18 protein-coding genes are annotated in these 18,299 nt (G+C 66.0%); 6 read left to right on the top strand and 12 right to left on the bottom strand.

The genetic code is table 11. The annotated features are described in order from the left end of the window. Positions 1-88: 88 nt before the first annotated feature. The 3 genes from ACFQEV_RS10495 to ACFQEV_RS10485 all read right to left on the bottom strand — a co-directional run bounded on the left by ACFQEV_RS10495 (position 89) and on the right by ACFQEV_RS10485 (position 3,226). Positions 89-1,264: a redox-regulated ATPase YchF gene (locus ACFQEV_RS10495; protein ID WP_379695612.1), complete on the bottom strand. Its 1,176-nt coding sequence runs from the start codon at positions 1,262-1,264 to the stop codon at positions 89-91. Positions 1,265-1,360: 96 nt separating this feature from the next. Then, positions 1,361-2,269 (bottom strand): DUF4349 domain-containing protein, encoded by a 909-nt coding sequence (locus ACFQEV_RS10490; protein ID WP_379695610.1) that lies wholly within the window; start codon positions 2,267-2,269, stop codon positions 1,361-1,363. 105 nt (positions 2,270-2,374) lie between these two features. Then, positions 2,375-3,226 (bottom strand): polymer-forming cytoskeletal protein, encoded by an 852-nt coding sequence (locus ACFQEV_RS10485; protein ID WP_379695608.1) that lies wholly within the window; start codon positions 3,224-3,226, stop codon positions 2,375-2,377. Between the two features lie 98 nt (positions 3,227-3,324). On the opposite strand from ACFQEV_RS10485, the gene ACFQEV_RS10480 reads away from it, so the two are divergent. Beyond that, positions 3,325-3,522 carry a DUF5800 family protein gene (locus ACFQEV_RS10480; RefSeq protein WP_379695605.1) on the top strand — a complete coding sequence of 66 codons (198 nt, stop codon included), beginning with the start codon at positions 3,325-3,327 and terminating at the stop codon, positions 3,520-3,522. Between the two features lie 117 nt (positions 3,523-3,639). Here ACFQEV_RS10480 and ACFQEV_RS10475 read toward each other — a convergent pair whose 3' ends face one another. Then, positions 3,640-4,428 (bottom strand): ribonuclease H-like domain-containing protein, encoded by a 789-nt coding sequence (locus tag ACFQEV_RS10475; RefSeq protein ID WP_379695603.1) that lies wholly within the window; start codon positions 4,426-4,428, stop codon positions 3,640-3,642. A gap of 136 nt (positions 4,429-4,564) precedes the next feature. On the opposite strand from ACFQEV_RS10475, the gene ACFQEV_RS10470 reads away from it, so the two are divergent. Beyond that, complete coding sequence (locus ACFQEV_RS10470; protein ID WP_379699830.1) at positions 4,565-5,254, top strand: SOS response-associated peptidase; 690 nt, start codon at positions 4,565-4,567, stop codon at positions 5,252-5,254. A gap of 78 nt (positions 5,255-5,332) precedes the next feature. On the opposite strand, the gene ACFQEV_RS10465 is transcribed toward ACFQEV_RS10470, so the two are convergent. The 3 genes from ACFQEV_RS10465 to ACFQEV_RS10455 form a co-directional block, all read right to left on the bottom strand. Next, positions 5,333-6,991 (bottom strand): hypothetical protein, encoded by a 1,659-nt coding sequence (locus ACFQEV_RS10465; RefSeq protein ID WP_379695601.1) that lies wholly within the window; start codon positions 6,989-6,991, stop codon positions 5,333-5,335. Between the two features lie 311 nt (positions 6,992-7,302). Further along, positions 7,303-7,518, bottom strand: coding sequence for a hypothetical protein (locus ACFQEV_RS10460; protein ID WP_379695599.1), 216 nt, complete (start codon positions 7,516-7,518; stop codon positions 7,303-7,305). A 599-nt stretch (positions 7,519-8,117) separates the two neighbouring features. Continuing rightward, positions 8,118-9,665 carry a twin-arginine translocation signal domain-containing protein gene (locus tag ACFQEV_RS10455; protein ID WP_379695597.1) on the bottom strand — a complete coding sequence of 516 codons (1,548 nt, stop codon included), beginning with the start codon at positions 9,663-9,665 and terminating at the stop codon, positions 8,118-8,120. A gap of 927 nt (positions 9,666-10,592) precedes the next feature. Between ACFQEV_RS10455 and ACFQEV_RS10450 the strand changes: the two genes are divergently transcribed. The 3 genes from ACFQEV_RS10450 (at position 10,593) to ACFQEV_RS10440 (ending at position 12,361) form a co-directional block, all read left to right on the top strand. After that, on the top strand, positions 10,593-11,027 hold the full coding sequence (locus ACFQEV_RS10450) for a DUF5805 domain-containing protein (protein ID WP_379695595.1): 435 nt from the start codon (positions 10,593-10,595) through the stop codon (positions 11,025-11,027). Next, positions 11,017-12,072, top strand: coding sequence for a tyrosine-type recombinase/integrase (locus tag ACFQEV_RS10445; RefSeq protein WP_379695592.1), 1,056 nt, complete (start codon positions 11,017-11,019; stop codon positions 12,070-12,072). Before ACFQEV_RS10450 ends, ACFQEV_RS10445 begins: the two co-directional genes overlap by 11 nt. 142 nt (positions 12,073-12,214) lie before the next feature. After that, complete coding sequence (locus ACFQEV_RS10440) at positions 12,215-12,361, top strand: hypothetical protein (RefSeq protein WP_379695590.1); 147 nt, start codon at positions 12,215-12,217, stop codon at positions 12,359-12,361. A 136-nt stretch (positions 12,362-12,497) separates the two neighbouring features. On the opposite strand, the gene ACFQEV_RS10435 is transcribed toward ACFQEV_RS10440, so the two are convergent. Together ACFQEV_RS10435 and ACFQEV_RS10430 are read right to left on the bottom strand one after the other, a co-directional pair. After that, complete coding sequence (locus ACFQEV_RS10435; protein ID WP_379695588.1) at positions 12,498-12,878, bottom strand: hypothetical protein; 381 nt, start codon at positions 12,876-12,878, stop codon at positions 12,498-12,500. A gap of 67 nt (positions 12,879-12,945) precedes the next feature. After that, the gene (locus ACFQEV_RS10430) at positions 12,946-13,530 is read right to left on the bottom strand and encodes a serine hydrolase family protein (RefSeq protein WP_379695586.1); all 585 of its coding nucleotides are present in this window, start codon (positions 13,528-13,530) and stop codon (positions 12,946-12,948) included. 483 nt (positions 13,531-14,013) lie between these two features. On the opposite strand from ACFQEV_RS10430, the gene ACFQEV_RS10425 reads away from it, so the two are divergent. Then, a complete protein-coding gene (locus ACFQEV_RS10425) occupies positions 14,014-15,195 on the top strand; it encodes a tryptophan--tRNA ligase (protein ID WP_379695584.1) in 1,182 nt (393 codons plus the stop codon). A gap of 27 nt (positions 15,196-15,222) precedes the next feature. Here ACFQEV_RS10425 and ACFQEV_RS10420 read toward each other — a convergent pair whose 3' ends face one another. The 3 genes from ACFQEV_RS10420 to ACFQEV_RS10410 are packed head-to-tail and all read right to left on the bottom strand — an operon-like array spanning position 15,223 to position 18,261. Beyond that, the gene (locus tag ACFQEV_RS10420; RefSeq protein ID WP_379695582.1) at positions 15,223-16,866 is read right to left on the bottom strand and encodes a GMC family oxidoreductase; all 1,644 of its coding nucleotides are present in this window, start codon (positions 16,864-16,866) and stop codon (positions 15,223-15,225) included. A 1-nt stretch (position 16,867) separates the two neighbouring features. Next, positions 16,868-17,389 carry a gluconate 2-dehydrogenase subunit 3 family protein gene (locus tag ACFQEV_RS10415; RefSeq protein ID WP_379695580.1) on the bottom strand — a complete coding sequence of 174 codons (522 nt, stop codon included), beginning with the start codon at positions 17,387-17,389 and terminating at the stop codon, positions 16,868-16,870. Continuing rightward, complete coding sequence (locus ACFQEV_RS10410; protein WP_379695578.1) at positions 17,386-18,261, bottom strand: hypothetical protein; 876 nt, start codon at positions 18,259-18,261, stop codon at positions 17,386-17,388. The genes ACFQEV_RS10415 and ACFQEV_RS10410 overlap by 4 nt, the downstream gene beginning before the upstream one ends. Between the last annotated feature and the right edge of the window lie 38 nt (positions 18,262-18,299).

The raw sequence follows: 18,299 nt of genomic DNA, 5'->3' as shown, positions 1-18,299 counted from the left end.
CGGCAGGACTTGCCATGGACACGCCCGTCCTCCTGCCCGGGGTCCCTACTTCGGCGAGTAACGACGCCTTCGCGCGCCGCGCGCGAGGTTACGACGCCGTACTCACGATTTTGACGACGTCGCCCTCGTCGAGTTCGTAGTCCTCGGCGATGCGGCGGTTCGACCGCGCGTTCACGGCGTGGAGGTACCCCTCGCCGATGTCGGAGTGGACGGCGTACGCGAGGTCCTTCGGCGTCGACCCCCGCGGGAGGAGAAACGCGTCCGGGAGCATCTCGCCCGTCCCGTCGGTCCACTTCGTCTCGTTTTGGACGGGGTAGGCGGTCAGCACGTCGAGGACGTCGTAGACGGCGCGGTTTATCGACTGCTGGACGCCCGTGCCGCCGTACTCGGCCATCACCTCGCGTATCTTCTCTAACCCCTCCGCTTGGGCGTCGGAGATATCGCCGACGATCTCGAACTCCTCGTCGCCGGGGAGGTACTCGACGACGCCCGCCTCCGCCGCCTTCCGGAGGGCGAGTTCGCCGTCGGCGGTGGTCGGCACCACCGGCTTGTCCGTCTCGCGGAGTCGTTCGAGGTTCTCCTCGGGCGCGATGTCCGCCTTGTTCGCCACGAGGACGATGGGCTTCGTCCGCGCGCGGATGTCGCGGGCCAGTTTCTCCCTGTCTTCGTCTTCCCACTGCATCGGGTCCGTCGGGTAGTCGAGGGACCGAAGGGAGGCGGCCACGTCGTGTTCCGTCGCGCCGAACCCCGTGAGCATCTCCGTGAGGGCGTCGTCGATGTCGAAGTCGGGCGACCGGGACTTTCGCTCGACGGACTCCCAGTTTCGGTCGATGATGCCCGTCAGCCACTGCTCTAGCTCCTCCTCGACGAAATCGACCTCCTCTAGCGGGTCGTACGTCCCCACCTCGACGGGTTCGCCCTCCTCGTTCGTGCCGCCGGAGGCGTCCACGACGTTGAGGATGACGTCCGCGTTCGTGAGGGCGTCGAGGAACTGGTTGCCGAGTCCGCGGCCCTCGTGCGCGCCGGGGACGAGTCCGGCCACGTCGAGGAGTTCCACGGGGACGTAGCGCGTGCCGTCCTCGCAGTTGCCGCACCGTTCCTCCCTGTCGAGACACGGACACCGGGTGCGGGCGTGCGTCACCCCGCGGTTCGGGTCGATGGTCGTGAAGGGGTAGTTGCCGACGTCCACGTCCGCCTGCGTGGCCGCCTTGTAGAACGTGGACTTGCCCGCGTTGGGCTTGCCCGCTAGCGCGATAGAGAGCATGAGGGAGAGGAGGGCCGACAGACCGAATTTCCTTTCGGTCCCCGAACGCGCGAATCGAGGAGTCGAAGCGCCGCGGAGGAGAGCGAACGGCGCGGGTCAGCGCGGGAGTCGGTCGCGGAGGCGCCACGCAACCCCACCGAGGACGGCGACGGGCGCGACGAACGCCAGGACGTACGGAAGCGCGTACGCAGTTCCGACGACTATCGCCCGGCCGACGACGAGGACGCCCTCGACAGACTGGAGGAACGCCGAGACCACGGGCGTGTCGTACCACGCCTCGCGGGTGTACGTCGGCGTCGGGTCGGGTTCGCGCAGTTCGACCGTCAGCGTGGAGTAGGCGACACGCCGTTCGAGCGACTGCTTCTTCGCCTCCAGTCGCTCGATTTCGCCCTGCACGTCCGACAACTCTCGCTGCACCGCGAGGACGTCCTCCGTGGAGTTCGCCCGGTCGTACAGCGTCCGGAGTCTGTCGCGTTCCGCCCGGAGGTTCTCCAGTCTGGCCTCCAAATCGACCAACCGGTCGGTCACGTCCCGCGTGTTCGTCTCCGAGGAGACGACGTCGCCTTCGGCTTCGGCGTCCGAGCGCAGCGATTCGTACTCCTCGGAGGGGACGCGCAGGACGAGCGTTCCGTGGACGTACGTGTGGTTCTCCGGTCCGCGGCGTTGGGTTCGCGTCTCGCTGACGAACCCGCCGTACCCCTCGACGGCGTCGGTGAGGTTCGCCCGCGAGGACTCGAAGTCGTCCACCTCGACGACGACGGTACCGGTCTTTATCAGCGCGCGTTCCCGCAGGGCCGCCTCGGAGGCCGTCGAGCCGCCGCCACCGCCGCTTGCGCCGTCGCCGCCGGATGCCGTCGCTTCCGCGCCGCCGCTACCGCCGGTGTTCGCGCCCCTGTCGGCGGCAATCTCCCCGCTTCCGCCGGCACCGGTCGATGCGCCCCCGCACCCCGCGAGGACGAGGACGGCGGCGAGTGCGACGGCGGCAAGCGTTCGTTTCGCTGGCATACTGCCAGCGACTACCGCGACTCGTCAGAAAGGAGTACCGTAGACACAAACGACCGTTTGAGTCATCTCAGCGGGCCGATGATTCCGGGCGGAGGTGACCGCGACTCACTCGATATCGCGCGTGGAGTCGGAGCTGTGGATGCGCATCTCGCCGCGGGCGCGCATCGTCCCGTCGACGAGTGCGCCCTCGTGGAGTTCGAGTTCGCGGCAGGAGACGTCGCCGAGGACGCGCGCGCCCTCCTCGATGGTGACCGTCCCGTTGCGGGTGGTCACGTCGCCGTGGATGCGCGTCCCCGACCGGACGACGATGTCCTCGCGGGCGCGGAGACTGCCGAAGATGTTGTTGTCCTCGCCGACTTCGATGGACTCCGCGCGGATGTTGCCGTGGAGGCGGCAGTCGTCGCCGACGGTGGCGGGGGTGGAGGCGCGCCACGCGTCGTCCGAGACGGTCGAACCGCGCGGAACCGTCAGCGGTTGGTGTTCGCTCTCGCCCTTCAGCGAGTCCGCGAGTTCGCCCGCGGCGTCGTTCTCGCCGAGGCGGAGCAGTTGCGAGAGGACGATGAAGTAGAACACGAGCGTCGGGACGGGGTTGCGGATGACTATCCAGCCGTTGGCCTCGAACCCCTCCTCTATGTCCACGTCGTCGCCGATGTCCAAATCGCCGGAGACCATCAGGCGGCCGCCGACGTGGACGCGTTCGCCGAGGTAGGCGTTCTCGCCGACGAGGACGTTCCCGGCCACGTCGCACCACGTGTCCAACCGGCAGTCGCCCTCCGCTTCGATGTCGCCGCCGAACCGAACTCGCTCGCCGGCGACGACGTTCCGTCCGCGGACGCCGAACTCGATGGTGCTCTGTCCGCCGACGACGACGTCGCTCTCCGTCACTAAATCGTGCTCCTCGACGGTCGTCCCGTCGGGTATCTCGAGCGCGTCGAGCGGGTCCGAACCGAGTGACACAACTCGGACCAACACATGCTGGGTAATAAACCGACCGTACGACGCGCGTCTGACGGACGAGGCGTGCGTTTTTATTCTCCCGTAAGCTACGGTCAGGCATGACCGTCCTTTCCTTCGACGACAAAGGGGTCGATGTCGAGTACGAGGGCACCGAGTTCCGCCTCGACAAGGACCTCATCGAAGACGCCACCGAGAAGGCGTACCCGGACGTGACGGACCACGAGGTCCTCAAAATCGTCGAGAAGAACCCCACCCTCAGCGGCGAACCCCGCCGCGTGAAGGACATCCTGCACTGACCGTCGCCGTCCGCCCTCGCGCCCCGCGCGAGTACCTCCTTCTTCGTCCGCGTCGCGCCGCCGCCGACTACCGAGTGGGCGTCGGAGACGACGCCGTGCCGTCGCCGCGGTCGGATCTCAGACGAGTTCGCGCGCCGGAAGGTCGCACGTCGCGCCGTCGATTCCGCCGAGCGATTCCTCGTGGAGGGTGCCGGCGACGAGGTCCATGAGACGCTTGAGGTTGACCGTGTCGTCGCGGTTGTACGACACCAAGGTGTCGAGGGCGTCGTCGTCGCCGTCGCGTTCGTACCGGTGCCAGAGTCTGACCGCGTCGCGGCCCGAGAGGTCCGGGCGGTCCCGGTCGATGCCGACGTCCTTCTCTATCCGTTTGAGGCCGCCGGTCAGGTCGAGCCTGCGACACGGGTACATCAGGTCCACGTGCGGCAGGTCCACGGAGACGTCGAACGACTCCTCGAGGAACGGCACGTCGAAGCGTTTTCCGTTGAAGGAGACGACGAGCGAGACGTCGCGGAACTGTTCGCGCAGGGCGTCGGCGGTGAGCGTGTCGCCGCGGACGAGCGTCGTTGTCTCGCCGCCGCGGTGGAAGGAGACGGTCGTCACGTCGTGGCGCGAGGAGTCGAGCCCGGTCGTCTCGATGTCGAAGAAGCAGGCCTCCTCGCGGAAGTTCTCGTACAGTCGCCACCGCTCGCCGGAGGGGAACACGTCGCCGAAGTAGCGCGCGTCGCCGTCGTCGAGTCGCTCCAAGGAGTCGGCGATGAACGACTCGATTCGCTCGCCCGTCTTGGTCCCGACGGGGGCCGCCGCGGGGTCGAAGTCGTCCCACGTGAGCACCCCTCCGGTCCACAAGTTCTGTTCCGTCCGCTCGCCGACGCCGCGGACGGGGATGAAACTGTTCTCGATTCGCATGTGCGCACAGGAGGCGTCATCGGGCCTAAACCCTTCGAGTGCGGGCGGGGACGCAGGGGGGTCGGACGCCTCCGACGCGTCGGGCGAGTTTTTGTGCCCGTCGCGCCAACGGTCGGCCATGTGCGGCAGGTACAGTCTGTTCACCCCGACGGAGGAACTCGTCTCCCGCTTCGACGCCGAACCGGCGCGGCCCCTCGAACGGCGGTACAACTGCGCGCCCGGGCAGGAACTCCCCGTCGTGACCGACGACGCGCCCGAGGAGATGCGCTTCCTGAAGTGGGGGCTCATGCCCGGGTGGGCCGACGACCGGTCGGTGGGGAGTACCCTCATCAACGCGCGCGCGGAGACGGTGCGCGAGAAGCCGAGCTTCCGGGAGGCGTTCGAGCGTCGGCGGTGTCTCGTCGTCGCGGACGGGTTCTACGAGTGGACCGCCCGCGACGGCGAGAGACGCCCCTACCGGGTCGCGTTCGAGGACGACCGACCGTTCGCGATGGCCGGTCTCTGGGAGCGGTGGCGACCCGAACGGACGCAGACCGGGCTGGACGACTTCGCCGAGGGAACCCCGGCGGACCCGGACCCGGACGTACTGGAGACGTTCACCGTCGTCACGGCGGAGCCCAACGAGGTGGTCGCGGAACTCCACGACCGGATGGCCGTCGTCTTAGCGCCCGACGAGGAGGAGACGTGGCTTCGCGGCGACGGAGCGGAGGCGGCCGCTCTCCTCGACGCTCACCCCGCAGACGAGATGCGCGCGTACCCCGTCTCCGCGCGGGTGAACGACCCGGCTAACGACGCACCGGACCTGATAGAACCGGTCGAAGGATAGACGGAAGCGACTCCGCCGGCCGCAGACCGTCCGCGACGGCGATACCTCGACGAACGGAGCGACCGACGTGCCGAATCGCTACTCGTCGTCCGCCGGCGTTTCCGTCTCCGCCTCGTCGTCCGCCGGCGTTTCCGTCTCCGCCTCGTCGTCCGCCGGCGTTTCCGTCTCCGTCTCGTCGTCCGCCGGCGTTTCTATCTCAGCCTCGTCGTCCGTCGGCGTTTCCGTCTCAGCCTCGTCGTCCGTCTCCGTCTCTGTCTCGTCGTCCGTCTCCGTCTCTGTCTCGTCGTCCGTCTCCGTCTCTGTCTCGTCGTCCGTCTCCGTCTCAGTCTCATCGTCCGTCTCAGCCTCGTCGTCGATGGAGAACGAGTCGTCCGGCACCGGACAACTCTCGGAGTTCGTGATGCCCGAGGTGGACACGTCGGACCCGGCGAAGATGGTCGTCGCGCCGTCGACGTTGAGGTTCGTGTTCTCGATGACGCTGTCGTCGGAGTTGCGGAGGTAGATGCCCTCGCGGTTCCCCGTCAACTGGAGACAGCTGTCCCGGATAGTCGAGCCGTCACGGTTGTTGATGAACACGGCAGGGTGGGACCCCGACGAGGACCCGGTGATGCTCACGTTCTCGAGGGTGACGCCCCAGGGCTTCGACGCCGTCTCTCCGAGGCGGGGGTCGCGCGGGTCGTCGACGCGGATGGCTGCCACGCCGTCGGCGTCTATCCGGAATCGGCTATCGCGGATGGCCATCTCGCCGGCGGAGCCGTCCACCCAGACGGCGGCTGCCGTCTTCGCGGGAGCGGACTTGTAGATGAAGTCGCAGTCCGCGATGTATCCGCCCGTCTCGCCTCTTTCGCCCGTCTCCCACGTGATGGCGTGGGGGTTGATGAACTCGCCGACGTTCTCCTCCGTCGCGTTGTCCGTGTCGACGACGAACCGGCAGCCCTGGACGTAGGAACCGCTGCCGCCGATGCGGAGCGACGTCTGGTTGTTGTTGACGAACAGGCTGTCCTCTATCTTCACGTCGCCCGCCGATTCGCGGGCGTAGATGGCGTTCGTCCCGGCGTTCTCGATGTGGGAGTTCCGAACGAGTAGCTCGCCGACGTGCTTGCTTCCGAGCCAGACGCGGCTGGTGTTCACGTCGCCTTCGAGGTGGCCGTGCGGGGCGATGTCGGTGGGGCCGGTACAGACGAGCCCATCGACGACGACCCGACCGTCGGGGTCGAGCGCCTGCGGGCTCAGATTCTCGACGGCTCCGTCGTCTTGGGTCGGTTTGAAGCCGACGAAGTGGACGTCCCGCACGAGGAGATTGTCGTGCGCCTTCAGCATCAGTCCGAGGCTTCCGCTCCGGTCGAAGCCGTAGTCGATAGCGAGGTTCTCAACGAGGATACCCTCTCCGCCGCGCGTCTTTAAGAGGAACTTCGAGGCACCGTCATCCGAGACGAACCGAACGTCGGTCGGATGGTCGCCCAGTCCGCGAATGCCCCAGTTGTTGACGTTGCTCTCGGCGACGGTGTCCTCCCAGTAGTACGTTCCCGGCGGGAACTCGATGAGGACGTTCCCCTCCTCGATGGTCTCGTCTAGCGCCGAGTCGATAGGCTCGTCTCCGTCGGGGTCGAGGCCCAAGTCGTCGACGGCGTCGACCACGCGGTCGAACGAGATTCCGTGTTGATCGGCGTCCGCGGCGGCTGAACCGGTCATCGCGCCCACGCCCGCCAGCCCCACGGCGGCCGCAGTCGCACTCATCTTTAGCGCGTCGCGACGGCTAAGTTCGGATTCAGTCCCCTCAGACGTCTGACTTCGGTTTCCCCCGCTCTCCTTCTCAATACAGTCCGTGTTTTCTGCCATTCCAAATAATAATTTGAGTATCCAGGTATATTCCTTTCCGTTTAACTCTCAGAAAGGAAAACAAGTGTAAGAGAGAACATCAAACGATAGACGTTTGTGAATATATCCTGAATGTATTCGAACCTATCTAGTTCGGCTCGCCGAGACGGCGGAGCCGGCGCTCACCTAGCCGGATACTCGGAAGTGAGTTCACTTCTCTCGGAGTCCGTTCAGTCCGACGCTCGTCGGAGTTCTTGGCGGATGCAGAGCGTTATCTGTCGGAAGAGGAGGAGCGTAGCTGCGAACCCGCTGATAACTACTCCGACCGTACCGAGGAGCGAGTGGAGGACGCCAGCGACGACCACCACTTGGACGAACAGGACGGTGGCGCGAACGTACCAGTTGGTGTACCCCCGAAACCACGATTCACGGCGGTTGGGTGGCATCGATACTGCCGGGAGTTCCAGCCGTATCTACCTATCGACCGGGTCCGATATCACGGTTCTCCCGAGAGAAGGGTAGCGCGTGGCTTTCCTCCGCGGTACTCGGAACAGTTCCTCAGCGAGTCCGTGACTTCCGCACTCAAATTGTGTATATCGAAATACGGTGTATGCGTTCGACGTCAGACGTCCCTACTCGATCAGAGATGGTACCGCGTATCGAAGAAATGCGGTCGAATCAGGGAAAACCCCCGCGTCGATACCGTCGTGAAGAGTGTGCCGACGGCGAGACGACGGACTATCGGAACGAGACGAGAGGTGGTTCGATCTCGGTCGAAAGGAAAGAAGAGGAGAACGCACGCGACGGGCGGTATGCTGACGAGTATCGCGTCCTTCGCGGGGGCCTCAGAAATGATCCGAACGGTGGAAGACCGAGTCTCGGTCAACACTTCTAAGGAGATGATCGCCGAGGTGTAGGTCTACGCTCACTGCGGTGAGCGAGAGGGTGATCACCTCGTCGGGGAACGACACGGCGTCGGTGTAGTTCGCCGCTCAACCGGTGAGGACGCACTTTCTATCGAGTCGCACTCGCTTCAGTGGCGTACTCAGTTCGAGCAGGAGCACTCCTCTTCCTCACCGTCGTCGGAGTCCGTCCCGTCTCCGCCGGAGGACGAGTCGCCCGGAGCCGGGCAACTGCCGGAGTTCGTGATGCCCGAGGTGGAGACGTCCGACCCCTCGAAGATGGTCGCCTCCCCGTCGACGTTGATGTTCGTGTTCCGAATGACGCTGTTGTCGCAGTTGCGTATGAGGATACCGTCGCGGTCCCCCGTCAGGTGGAGACAGCTATTCCGAATGGTCGACCCGTTACGGTTCTCGATGGAAATAGCTGGGTAGGGGCCCGAGGACGACCCGGTGACGCTCACGTTACCGAGCGTGACGGCCCACGGTTCCTCCGGCGTGATTCCGAGGCGCGGGTCCTTCGGGTCGTCGGCGCGGATAGCGGCCACGCCGTCGGCGTCCATCCGGAACTGGCTGTTGTAGATAGCCATCCTGCCCGCGGAGCCATCGATCCGGACGGCGGCCGCCGTCTTCGCGGGCGCGGACCTGTAGATGAACTCACAGTCCCCGATGTAGCCGCCCGCTTCGCCTCTGTTGTCGGTTTCCCAGATGATCGCGTGGGGGTTGATGAACTCGCCGACGTTCGTCTCCTTCGCGTTGTCCGTATCCACGACGAACCGGCACCCCCTGACGTAAGAGTGTTTACCACCGATGCGGATCGAGGTTTGGTTGTTGTTGACGAACAGGCTGTCCTCGACCTTCACACTACCCGTCGGTTTGCGAGCGTAGATGGCGTTCGTTCCGGTGTTCTCGATGCGGGAGTTACGGATGATCAACTCGCCGACGTGCTTGTCACCGACCCAGACGCAGCCCTCGTTGACGTCGCCGCCGAGGTGGCCATGCGAGGCGATTTCGGTGGGGCCGATACGAACGAGTCCGTCTACGATGGCCTGACCGTCGGGGTCGAGCGCCTGCGGGCTCAGGTTGTCGACAGTGCCGTTACTTTGAGTCGGATTGAAACCGACGAAGCGAACGTCCTGCACGCGGAGGTTGTCGTCCGCCTTCAACATCAGTCCGAGATTCCCGCTGTGGTCGAATCCGTAGTCGATGGCGAGATTCTCGATGAGGATACCGTCCCCGCCGTTCGTCTTCAGGAGGAACTTCGCGGTACCTTTCTCCGAGACGAACCGAACGTCGGTCGGGTCGTCGCCGAGGCCGCGAATGCCCCAGTTGTTGACGTTGCTCTCGGCGACGGTGTCCTCCCAGAAGTACGTGCCCGGCGGGAACTCGATGAGGACGTCTCCCTCCTCGATGGTCTCGTCTATCGCCGAGTCGATAGGCTCGTTCCCGTTCGGGTCGAGGCCCAAGTCGTCGACGGCGTTGACAACGCGCTCGAACGAGATTCCGTGTCGATTGGCGTCCGCGGCGGCCGAACCGGTCATCGCGCTCAGACCGGTCAGTCCGACCGCGGCCGCAGTCGCGCTCATCTTTAGCGCGTCACGACGGTTGAGGCCAAATCCGTCTCCGTCAACCGTTCGATCGCGGTTTTCTGGATCCCCACGCTCCTTCTCGGAACCGACCGTTTTATCTGACATTCCAATGACGAATCAACCGTGAGCGATATATACTTTTTCCTGTTTTTCCATTTAAAAACAGACATATGTATTGAAAACTAACAGACGAATAGAGAATGTTTATTTTTAGTTAATATGTTATTATCTAACTATATTCGGCTGCCGACGCTCTGAAACCCCCGAAAACGCTCGGTAAAGGCGAGGTGTAGGATATACTGGATGGATATCGGAGACGTTGACCGGGGAGACTGTCGGAGGAATCGTCGTCGTGAAAACGGAGTGTCGGTCGGACGAGATACAATTAATGAATCGAGATCTAACGAGGCGAGAACCTCTCGTCGTACCGATACAGAACTGGAAATGGAGATACTTTTGTCTGTTTTTGGAGGGCAGTTTTCCGCGCGCTACCCCCAGGGTAGAAGGGGTGAACAGACCCCTCCAGCACCCCATGTTTTCGCCCGAGATTTCAGAGAATAGAATCTCCGCCAGTACTCGGTTAGCGGTCGGCAGTAAAATCTCGAACGTCCCCTTCGTCGCGAAATTAGTCCTTTCGAAAGCAACACGATCACAGGAATATTATTTGTGTCTCTGCTTGTTGAAGGCGATAAATTGCTATTAGAGACACAAATAAACTGAGTCCGGACGCCACCATAGAACAGTATAAGTAGGGTTATACTGAAATGTGCAGTCAACCGATGAACGAAGACGGCGACGGGCGCGGACGGGTCGGCGGTGCGTCGAGTCGATGTGAGACTCGGCGGTACTTCGGCCCGTCGGAGGTTCCGGAGAGTTCGAACCGAACGTCGGTGGTCGCGGGGCCGCCGACGAAGTGTGCCTCCAATCGACGAGGCCACCCCCGGAGGGGCGAACGTCGATTCGGAATCGCGGCGGGAACGACGGGGCGCACCGACGGTGAAATCGAAGCGGGCCGAGGACGGGTGAAGAGAGATGTCGAGTGAGGGGTCCGACGGAGAGCGAAAGACGGTGATGACCTACGTCCCCGCCTACCAGAAGGAGGAGTGGACCGACCACGCCGACAGACTGGGGATGAGTCAAAGCGAGTTCGTCCGGACGATGGTGCAGGCGGGTCGGCGGGACTTCGACGTGCCCGAACGGCCCTACGGCAGGACGGAGTCCGCAGCCGAGGAGTCGCCCGACGAGGGGCGGGCGGACGGGTTCGAGGAGAGCGTCCTCGACGCCCTCTCGGTGGCCGAACACCGGTCGTGGGACGAGCTCCTCGAAACCCTCACCGAGGACATTGAGGACCGCTTAGACGAGACGCTACAGGAGTTGCAGGCGGAGAACCTCGTCCAGTACAGCGGTCGCCACGGCGGGTACACCATCGCCCCCGGCGCACTCGAGGAGGCGGACGATGGCCGTTGAGACGGCCGACGGCGAGTCCGTCGAGGACCCCGTCGCGTACTTCCTGCAGGACATGACGTACCACGGGAAGACCGATCGAACCCGGGAGGCGTACGAACGCGTTCTGCGGCGCTTCGAGGCGTTTCTCCGAGACCCCGAGGTAAATCCCATGGACGCCCGAAAGCGCGTCGAGTCGGCGTCTCACCGCGACTGCATGGCGTGGATTCACTCGTTGCGCCGGTCGGACGTCGCCGACAGCACCGTCGCGACGTACGCCTCCTACCTCCACCGGTTCTACGCCTACATGACGCAGGTCGGCGCGTTCGACGCCAACCCGATGACGCTCGTCATGGAGGAGATGGACGAGCGAATCGACACCAACCCCTCTCGGCGGGAGATATCCCTCTCGGAGATGCGGCGCTTCCTCCGCGGCGTCCACCACCCCCTCGACCACGCCGTCCTCGTCACGTTGCTCAAGACGGGGATGCGCGTCGGCGAGCTCTGCAACCTTGACCTCCGGGACGTTTCGCTCGCGGACGATACACCCCTCGGCGCTGTATCCAGTCGCGCACAGTTGGACGGCCGCGGCCCCTCGGTGTACGTCTCCGCGGAACCGAGTGCGGGCGAGGTGACGAACGGCGAGGAACGCACCGCCTCGAACAAGCGGAAACGCTCCACCGTCGTACCCGTGGACGCGGAACTGGAATCCGTCCTCGCCCGGTGGTTGGCCGTCCGTCCAGACGTGCAGTCGCCCGCGGACCCCCTGTTCGTCAGCACCTCGGGAAGTTGGGGTCGCAGGCTCACCCCCGACATGGTCCACCACATCGTCGAACGCCACGCCGGCGACGTCGGGTGGCACCGCGCCGGCGGCGACGCCGAGGAGAACGTCACGCCGCACTACTTCCGGCACTTCTTCACCACCCACCTCCGAGACCGAACCGGGGACCGCGGCATCGTCAAGTACCTCCGCGGCGACGTCGGCGGCGACATCATCGACACCTACACCCACAATTGGGGCGACAGGGTGCGAGAGACGTACGAGGAGCACATCTATTCGGTTTTCTGACGTTTCTTCGGCGTCCGATATCGGACTTGTAAACTTTATCTCGCTATACAGAATCGAGGGCGAATCGTAAGCGTCCGTCGGGTGCAACAGATGCGAACAAGCCTGTTCGGGAGGGTCGTTAGGGGAGAACGATGGGCCCCGCTTGGAAACCGGCGTGCTGATACTCTCGGTAGCCCTGGGGTGTCTCGCGGCCAGCGTTATCGACGACGAACGGACAGCGACACGGCTGTACAGACTCCTCATGGCAGTCGGGTTTCTCTCGCTCACCTACGCCCGTCTCGTCACCTGAAAGGGTGACGAGGGAATACCGGCGCAGTCGCCGACAAGTTCGTCGCGACGAATCGGTGCTCCACGGTACTGGTCTCGTTCTACGACGGTGGAGTCGAACCGCGAGAATACCACCCCCACGAGAAGGGGAGAGCGCACTACGCTCGGACGACCAGCAGGTTCCAGTACCGCAGGAGCCAGTAGAGGACGGCCGACGCGGCGACGACCGGGGAGTAGTGGAGGCGCGAAGCGAGCGACCACTCCCCTCGGTACCACGCCCGCGCCGCGTGGCCGACCGCACCGACGGTGGCGATAGCCCCTAGCGTCGGCGCGAGGAACACGGCGCCGAACCACGGAGGCGGGCGGTTGAACAGGGTCGGCCGGTCCATCGCCCCCACCGCGACGGTAACGCCGACGAGGGCGACGACGAACAGTGCGAGGGCGGCGACTCGCCGCCGCGGAATCGACGCATCCCGCGGGCCGCCGGCCAGCCGAGGAGTCCGGTGAGTGCGGTCACCGCGGCGACGGTCGCCACCCACCCTTGGACCGACAATCGCTCGCGGAACGAAATTCTCTCGTAGGCGACGGGAGTGTCAACCAGGTGCGTCACCTCGCCGCCGTCCGTTCGGAACAGCAGCGTCGAGTCCTCCTCGACGTGTTCGAAGACGAGCGGGTCGACCTCCACCCACTCGTCTCTCTTACTCCCTGTTCGGTTATCAGGCGGCCGTCGTCGGCGACGCGGACGTCTATCGGTTCGCCGGTGACGAAGGCGAAGAGGAGTTTCTCGGCGGTGGCGTTGTCGGCCGCGTGCACCGACCGGTACCGCCCGCCGAGTTCGTCCGCGCGTTCGGGTCTGCCGGAGGACGCGGCTCGTTCGCCGCCTCCGCCCGATTCGACCGGCGCGAACCGTTCGAAGAGCGTCTCGTCGGCCCGGACCGGCACGTCTTCGCTCCGGTAGGCGTGGCCGTAGCCGTGCGTGAGGACGTCGTCGCCGTCGACGACCGCGACGGTCAAACCGCCCGCGTCGTGCTCCGTCAACGCGCGGTCGGCCGCGTCGTCGACGAGCGCTTCTAACTCGGTTTCCTGCGCCGCGGCGGACTCGCCGGTCGCGAACCCGCCGACGGCGACGGCAGTTCCGGCACCGACCGCGGACCGCGACAGGAACTGGCGTCGTGAGAGTGGGGAGGGCATCGGTCGAGGGTGGGCGAGTCGGGTATCACGCCTCGCGGGCGGACGTTGGACGGGAGTCGGCGACGAACCGGTTCGGGGGAGGGGACCTTAGAGGGATAACGTTAGCCAGTTGTCACTATCGGGAGATAAAACGACCACATCGTGTCGGAGGAGACGGGTATTAAGCCGGAGGGAATCGAAGTTCTCCGGGGCGGACGAGCGACGTCCTTCGGCGGGTCGGACGAACAGCGTTCGGCGGTACGAAGCCGCGAGCGACGGCGGTAATCACCCGACTTCGACGGGGGAGGATATATACGCCTCGGCGGCCTCCCTTCGGGTATGCAGTCCGCTCTCCGCCCCGACTGCTGGCGTTGGTCCACCCCACGGAGAGCGGACAGTACCGCGGCGTAGGGTCGGGCGGGCTTCACCCGGCGACGCTCCCGCGGTGCTCACTCCCTTTTTCGACCGCACTGCCACCCGACCGACGATACTCACCAGACACAGATGCCAGCAGAAGACGACTTCACAGTGACGCCGTACGCCGTCGAAGGCGACGTAGACTACGACCGACTCCTCGAACAGTTCGGAGCGGACGCCCTCACGGACGACCAACGGGCGGCGTTCCCGGACCCCGTCCACCCACTCGTCCGGCGCGAGGTGTTCTACGCCGGGCGGGACGTGGACGCCTTCCTCGACGCAGCGAACGCGGGGGAGACGCACTCCGTCGTGACGGGGCGCGGCCCCTCGGGACCGATGCACGTCGGGCACGTGTTCCCGTTTTACTTCGCCAAGTACCTCCAAGACCGAACGGGAGCGCTCGTCTACGTCCCCGTCTCCGACGACGAGAAGTACCTCCTCAAAGACGAGTCGGTGGGGGCGATCAGCGACCACGCGCGGGAGAACCTCCTCGATATCCTCGCCGTCGGGTTCGACCCGGAGCGAACCCGCATCGTCGTTGACACCGCCGACGCCGACGTGGTGTACCCCCTCGCGGTGACGTTCGCAAAGGACGTGACGCAGGCCACCGTGAACGCGACGTACGGCGACCCCGTGAACGTCGGGCTCTCGTTCTACCCGGCCGTCCAAGCGGCGCACCTCCTCCTGCCGCAACTCGTCGAGGGTCGCCACCCGACACTCGTCCCCGTCGCGGTGGACCAAGACCCCCACGTCCGCGTCTGCCGCGACGTCGCGGCCAAGCGGCGGTACGACGTGGACAAGCCCGGCGCGTTGCTCTCGAAGTTCCTCCCCAGTCTCGACGGACCGGGGAAGATGAGTTCGTCCGCCGACGCGCCCGGCATCCTCCTCTCGGACGACCGGGAGGCGGTGTTCGAGAAGGTTCGGACGCGCGCGTACTCCGGCGGGCGATCGAGCGTCGAAGCCCACCGGCGGCGGGGCGGAAACCCCGACGTGGACGTGTCCTACCTCCTCCTGTACTACTTCTTCGAGGAGAGCGACGAACGGGTGGAACGACTCGCCCGCGAGTACCGCGAGGGGTCGCTTCTCAGCGGGGAACTCAAGGAGATCGCGGCGGAGACGGTGGCCGACTTCCTCGAAGCCCACCAGGAACGGCGGGCGTCGCTCGGCCCCCTCGAAGCGGAGTTGCCGAAGTTCCGACTCGCCGAGGCGGAACGGCGGAACGCGCGCCGGCGCGCGGGGTTCCCGGACGACTCGCTGGCGCAGCAGTGAGTGCGCCGGGAGGACGAGAGGCCACCGCTACAGGCGATCGTCGAGATGCTCCGCGAGGCGGAGCGACAACGCGGCGATGGTCAGCGTCGGGTTCATCGCGCCGGCCGTGACGAAGACGCTGGAGGAGGAGACGTACAGGTTCCGCAGGTCGTGCGTCCGGAGGTTCGGGTCGACCACGCTCGCCTCGGAATCCTCGCCCATCCGCGTCGTCCCCATGTGGTGGGCGACGTACCGCGGGTTCTCGGGGTCGGTCGTCCGGACGTCCGTCGCCCCCATCGCTTCGAGGATCTGCGTCCCGATGTCGATGACGCGGTTCATCGTCTCCCGTTCGTAGTCGCCGACGTCGAGGGCGACGTCGGGGACCGGGTTGCCACGGTCGTCCGTCTTGTCGCGGTTCAGCCGGATCTGATTCCGCTCTCTCGGGAGCATCTCGGCGAGTCCGTTGACGCGAATCCGCCACATATCGCCGGAGTGCGCGCCGCCGACGCCCGGTTCGTCGCCCTCCACCGGGTCCAGCAGGTCCCCCCGAGCGTCGGCGTCGAACCCCCTGAGAGCGTCGAGCGGGGAGTCCTCGCTCGCCTGTTGGAACTCCAGTTTGATGCTCCCCGGACGCGGGTCCTCGTGGTCGTAGAACTGGTGGGACTCAAGCGGCCACCAGTAGAGCGGTTCCTGCCCCTCCGGCCGTTCGATGCGGCCGGAGACGCTCACGGCCGGGTGCTCCATGAAGTACTTGCCGACGAGTCCGCTGGAGTTCGCCAGCCCGTCGGGGTAGGTTTCGGACGCCGAGAGGAGGAGCAGTCGCGGAATCTCGACGCCGCCGGCGGCCAGCACGAACGTCCGGGCCTCCTGTCGCAGTCCGGTCTGCTCCGGCGCGTCGTACACGGCCGCCGTCACCGCCTCCCCCTCGTCGTCGTGTTCGAGGGACCGCACCGGCGCGCGGTCTATCACCCGCGCGCCCTCCTCCTCCGCCCTCCGGACGTGGACGTCGCCGCTGTACTTCGCGCCCGACGGACAGACCGGGTGGCAGGTGCTGTACCCGACGCACTTGCTCCGGCCGTCGTACGCCTCGGAGTTTCTGGCCTGCGGCGCGGAGTGGAGCGTGATGCCGAGGTCCGAGCACGCCTCCTCGTAGAGGGAATCGACCGGTCCGGTCGGGAACGCAGGGAGGGGGCGCGACTCCTCGCGCGGCGGGGCGAACGGGTTGTCGTCCGCACCCGCGACCCCCAGTCGCTCCTCCGCGTCGGCGTAGTACGGCCGCAGCGTCTCGTAGTCGATGGGCCAGTCGGCGGCGAGGCCGTACCGCGAGTTCATCTCGAAGTCCTTCTCGTGGTAGCGGGGGGTGAAACCGACCCAGTGGAGCGTCGTGCCGCCGACGCCTTTGACGCGCTTCGCGTTCAGGTTGTAGTCCTCCGGACCCGTCGAGGAGAACGCGTCGCGTTCGCCCCCCACGTCCCAGACGGACGCCTGACTATCGGGGCGGAGCGCGCGCTCCATCCGTTCGAGTCGGGAGTCGAAGTCGAAGCGCGGCCCCGCTTCGAGGAGTACCACGTCGTACCCCCGCTTCGACAGCGAGTGCGCGAGCAACCCGCCCGCGACGCCCGCGCCGACGATGCACACGTCCGCCCGCGGCGACGGCGAGCGGTCGGTCGGTGATTCGTTGTTTCCTGCCATGTTACTCCGTGTACGACGAGAATCCGCCGGGGTAGCCGACCGGATTCTCGATGCCGAACTGCTTCGTCCCCTCGGGGTTCGTCAAGAGCGCGTACAGTACCGAGTTGACGAGGTGGAAGCGGACGCGTTCGGCGAGCGTCCCCTCCGGTCGCGACTGGACGGTGAACACGCCGAGTCTCTTCAGCAGTCGCCTCCCCTCGGCCGCGGACAGCGACCGGAACGGCGTCCCCGACTGGTCGTACGAGAGCGCGTCGAGTTCCGAGAGCGTCCCGAGGAGCGCGCGGGTGCGCTCGTCGCTCAGCCTCCCCACGTACCCCCGAATCAGCGGCTCGAACGGTTCGGGGTCGGCCGGGTGGACGACGTCCGCGACGGTGAGCAGTCCGTCCACGTCGCGCCGCGTCACCGTTCGCTCGGCGGAGTCGGCGTCGGTGTCGGCGTCCGCGGTCAGGTCGTACGCGCCCAGACTCGCCGCCGAACCCGCGCCCGCCAACCCGAGGAGCGTCCGCCGCCGGGTCAGCTTCACTTCGTCGCACCTCCCCGGCCGCGGAGCATCCCCGAGAGAAGACAGAGGAGAAGCGAGAGACAGACGGCGCCGAACACCGCCTGAACGCGGCCCGCGCCCGCGCCGAACAGCGCCGGCCGGTCCAAGAGGAGGGCGTACTCCGCGCCGTGACTCACGAAGTACTGAGCGGGTATCTTCTCGAACGTCCGGTAGCCGACGCTCCCGGCCGTCCCGAGGAGCACCCACGCGAGCGTCGCGCCGACCACCCGGCGCACGTCGAGTTCGCCGGCCCCCCTCGGGCGGACATCGACCGTCGGGACGCCCGCCGCGGCCGCCGAGCGCAGGATTCGAACCCACGGAAGCGCGAACGCGAGCGTCACGAGGAAGAACTCCGCGAACGCCGACGGCGCGGCGACGAAGAACGGGGCCCTGTGGACGACTTCGCTGCCCCACCCGACGACGGCCGCCGCGCCCGCGGCGGCGACGCCGACGACGAGGAGGAACCGGCCGACGACCGTCCGCCCGGCGAGCGACGACGCCGAGACGGGGGCGTCGATGCCGAGTCGCCCGGCGAGCCGACTCGCCGAGTAGCCCAAGTAGAGGTGGGCGCACGCGCCGACGAGCGTGTGCGCGCCGACGGCGTTGCTCGTCACGTCGCCGAGAACGTACCCGACCGGAACCCCCCACAGAGCGACGGGCCCAACCACGAGGACGAGCGGAATCGGCAGGGCGCTGGTCAACTCGAACGCCGACAGCGACGGGAGGGAGAAAAGCGAGCGCAGGGCGGTTTCGAGGGCGGTAACGAGAGGGTATAGGACTCCGACGAACGCGATGACCGACGCGTAATCGCGGTCTGGGAGGCGTTCGCGGACCATCTCGCCACTGTGTGCCAACGTGGATGTCCCCCCGTTACAGACTCTACGGAATTTGA

The sequence above is a fragment of the Halopelagius fulvigenes genome (assembly GCF_042662625.1).
Taxonomy (GTDB): Archaea; Halobacteriota; Halobacteria; order Halobacteriales; family Haloferacaceae; genus Halopelagius; species Halopelagius fulvigenes.
Note: the sequence above shows the minus strand (reverse complement) of the source record. Positions and strands in the feature narration are given on the sequence as shown.

Excerpts from the sequence above, each read along its gene's own strand:
- ACFQEV_RS10495 (WP_379695612.1), bottom strand. The coding sequence starts at position 1,264 with ATGCTCTCTATCGCGCTAGCGGGCAAGCCCAACGCGGGCAAGTCCACG.
- ACFQEV_RS10490 (WP_379695610.1), bottom strand. The coding sequence starts at position 2,269 with ATGCCAGCGAAACGAACGCTTGCCGCCGTCGCACTCGCCGCCGTCCTC.
- ACFQEV_RS10480 (WP_379695605.1), top strand. The coding sequence starts at position 3,325 with ATGACCGTCCTTTCCTTCGACGACAAAGGGGTCGATGTCGAGTACGAG.
- ACFQEV_RS10475 (WP_379695603.1), bottom strand. The coding sequence starts at position 4,428 with ATGCGAATCGAGAACAGTTTCATCCCCGTCCGCGGCGTCGGCGAGCGG.
- ACFQEV_RS10465 (WP_379695601.1), bottom strand. The coding sequence starts at position 6,991 with ATGAGTGCGACTGCGGCCGCCGTGGGGCTGGCGGGCGTGGGCGCGATG.
- ACFQEV_RS10460 (WP_379695599.1), bottom strand. The coding sequence starts at position 7,518 with ATGCCACCCAACCGCCGTGAATCGTGGTTTCGGGGGTACACCAACTGG.
- ACFQEV_RS10455 (WP_379695597.1), bottom strand. The coding sequence starts at position 9,665 with ATGTCAGATAAAACGGTCGGTTCCGAGAAGGAGCGTGGGGATCCAGAA.
- ACFQEV_RS10450 (WP_379695595.1), top strand. The coding sequence starts at position 10,593 with ATGTCGAGTGAGGGGTCCGACGGAGAGCGAAAGACGGTGATGACCTAC.
- ACFQEV_RS10445 (WP_379695592.1), top strand. The coding sequence starts at position 11,017 with ATGGCCGTTGAGACGGCCGACGGCGAGTCCGTCGAGGACCCCGTCGCG.
- ACFQEV_RS10430 (WP_379695586.1), bottom strand. The coding sequence starts at position 13,530 with ATGCCCTCCCCACTCTCACGACGCCAGTTCCTGTCGCGGTCCGCGGTC.
- ACFQEV_RS10425 (WP_379695584.1), top strand. The coding sequence starts at position 14,014 with ATGCCAGCAGAAGACGACTTCACAGTGACGCCGTACGCCGTCGAAGGC.
- ACFQEV_RS10420 (WP_379695582.1), bottom strand. The coding sequence starts at position 16,866 with ATGGCAGGAAACAACGAATCACCGACCGACCGCTCGCCGTCGCCGCGG.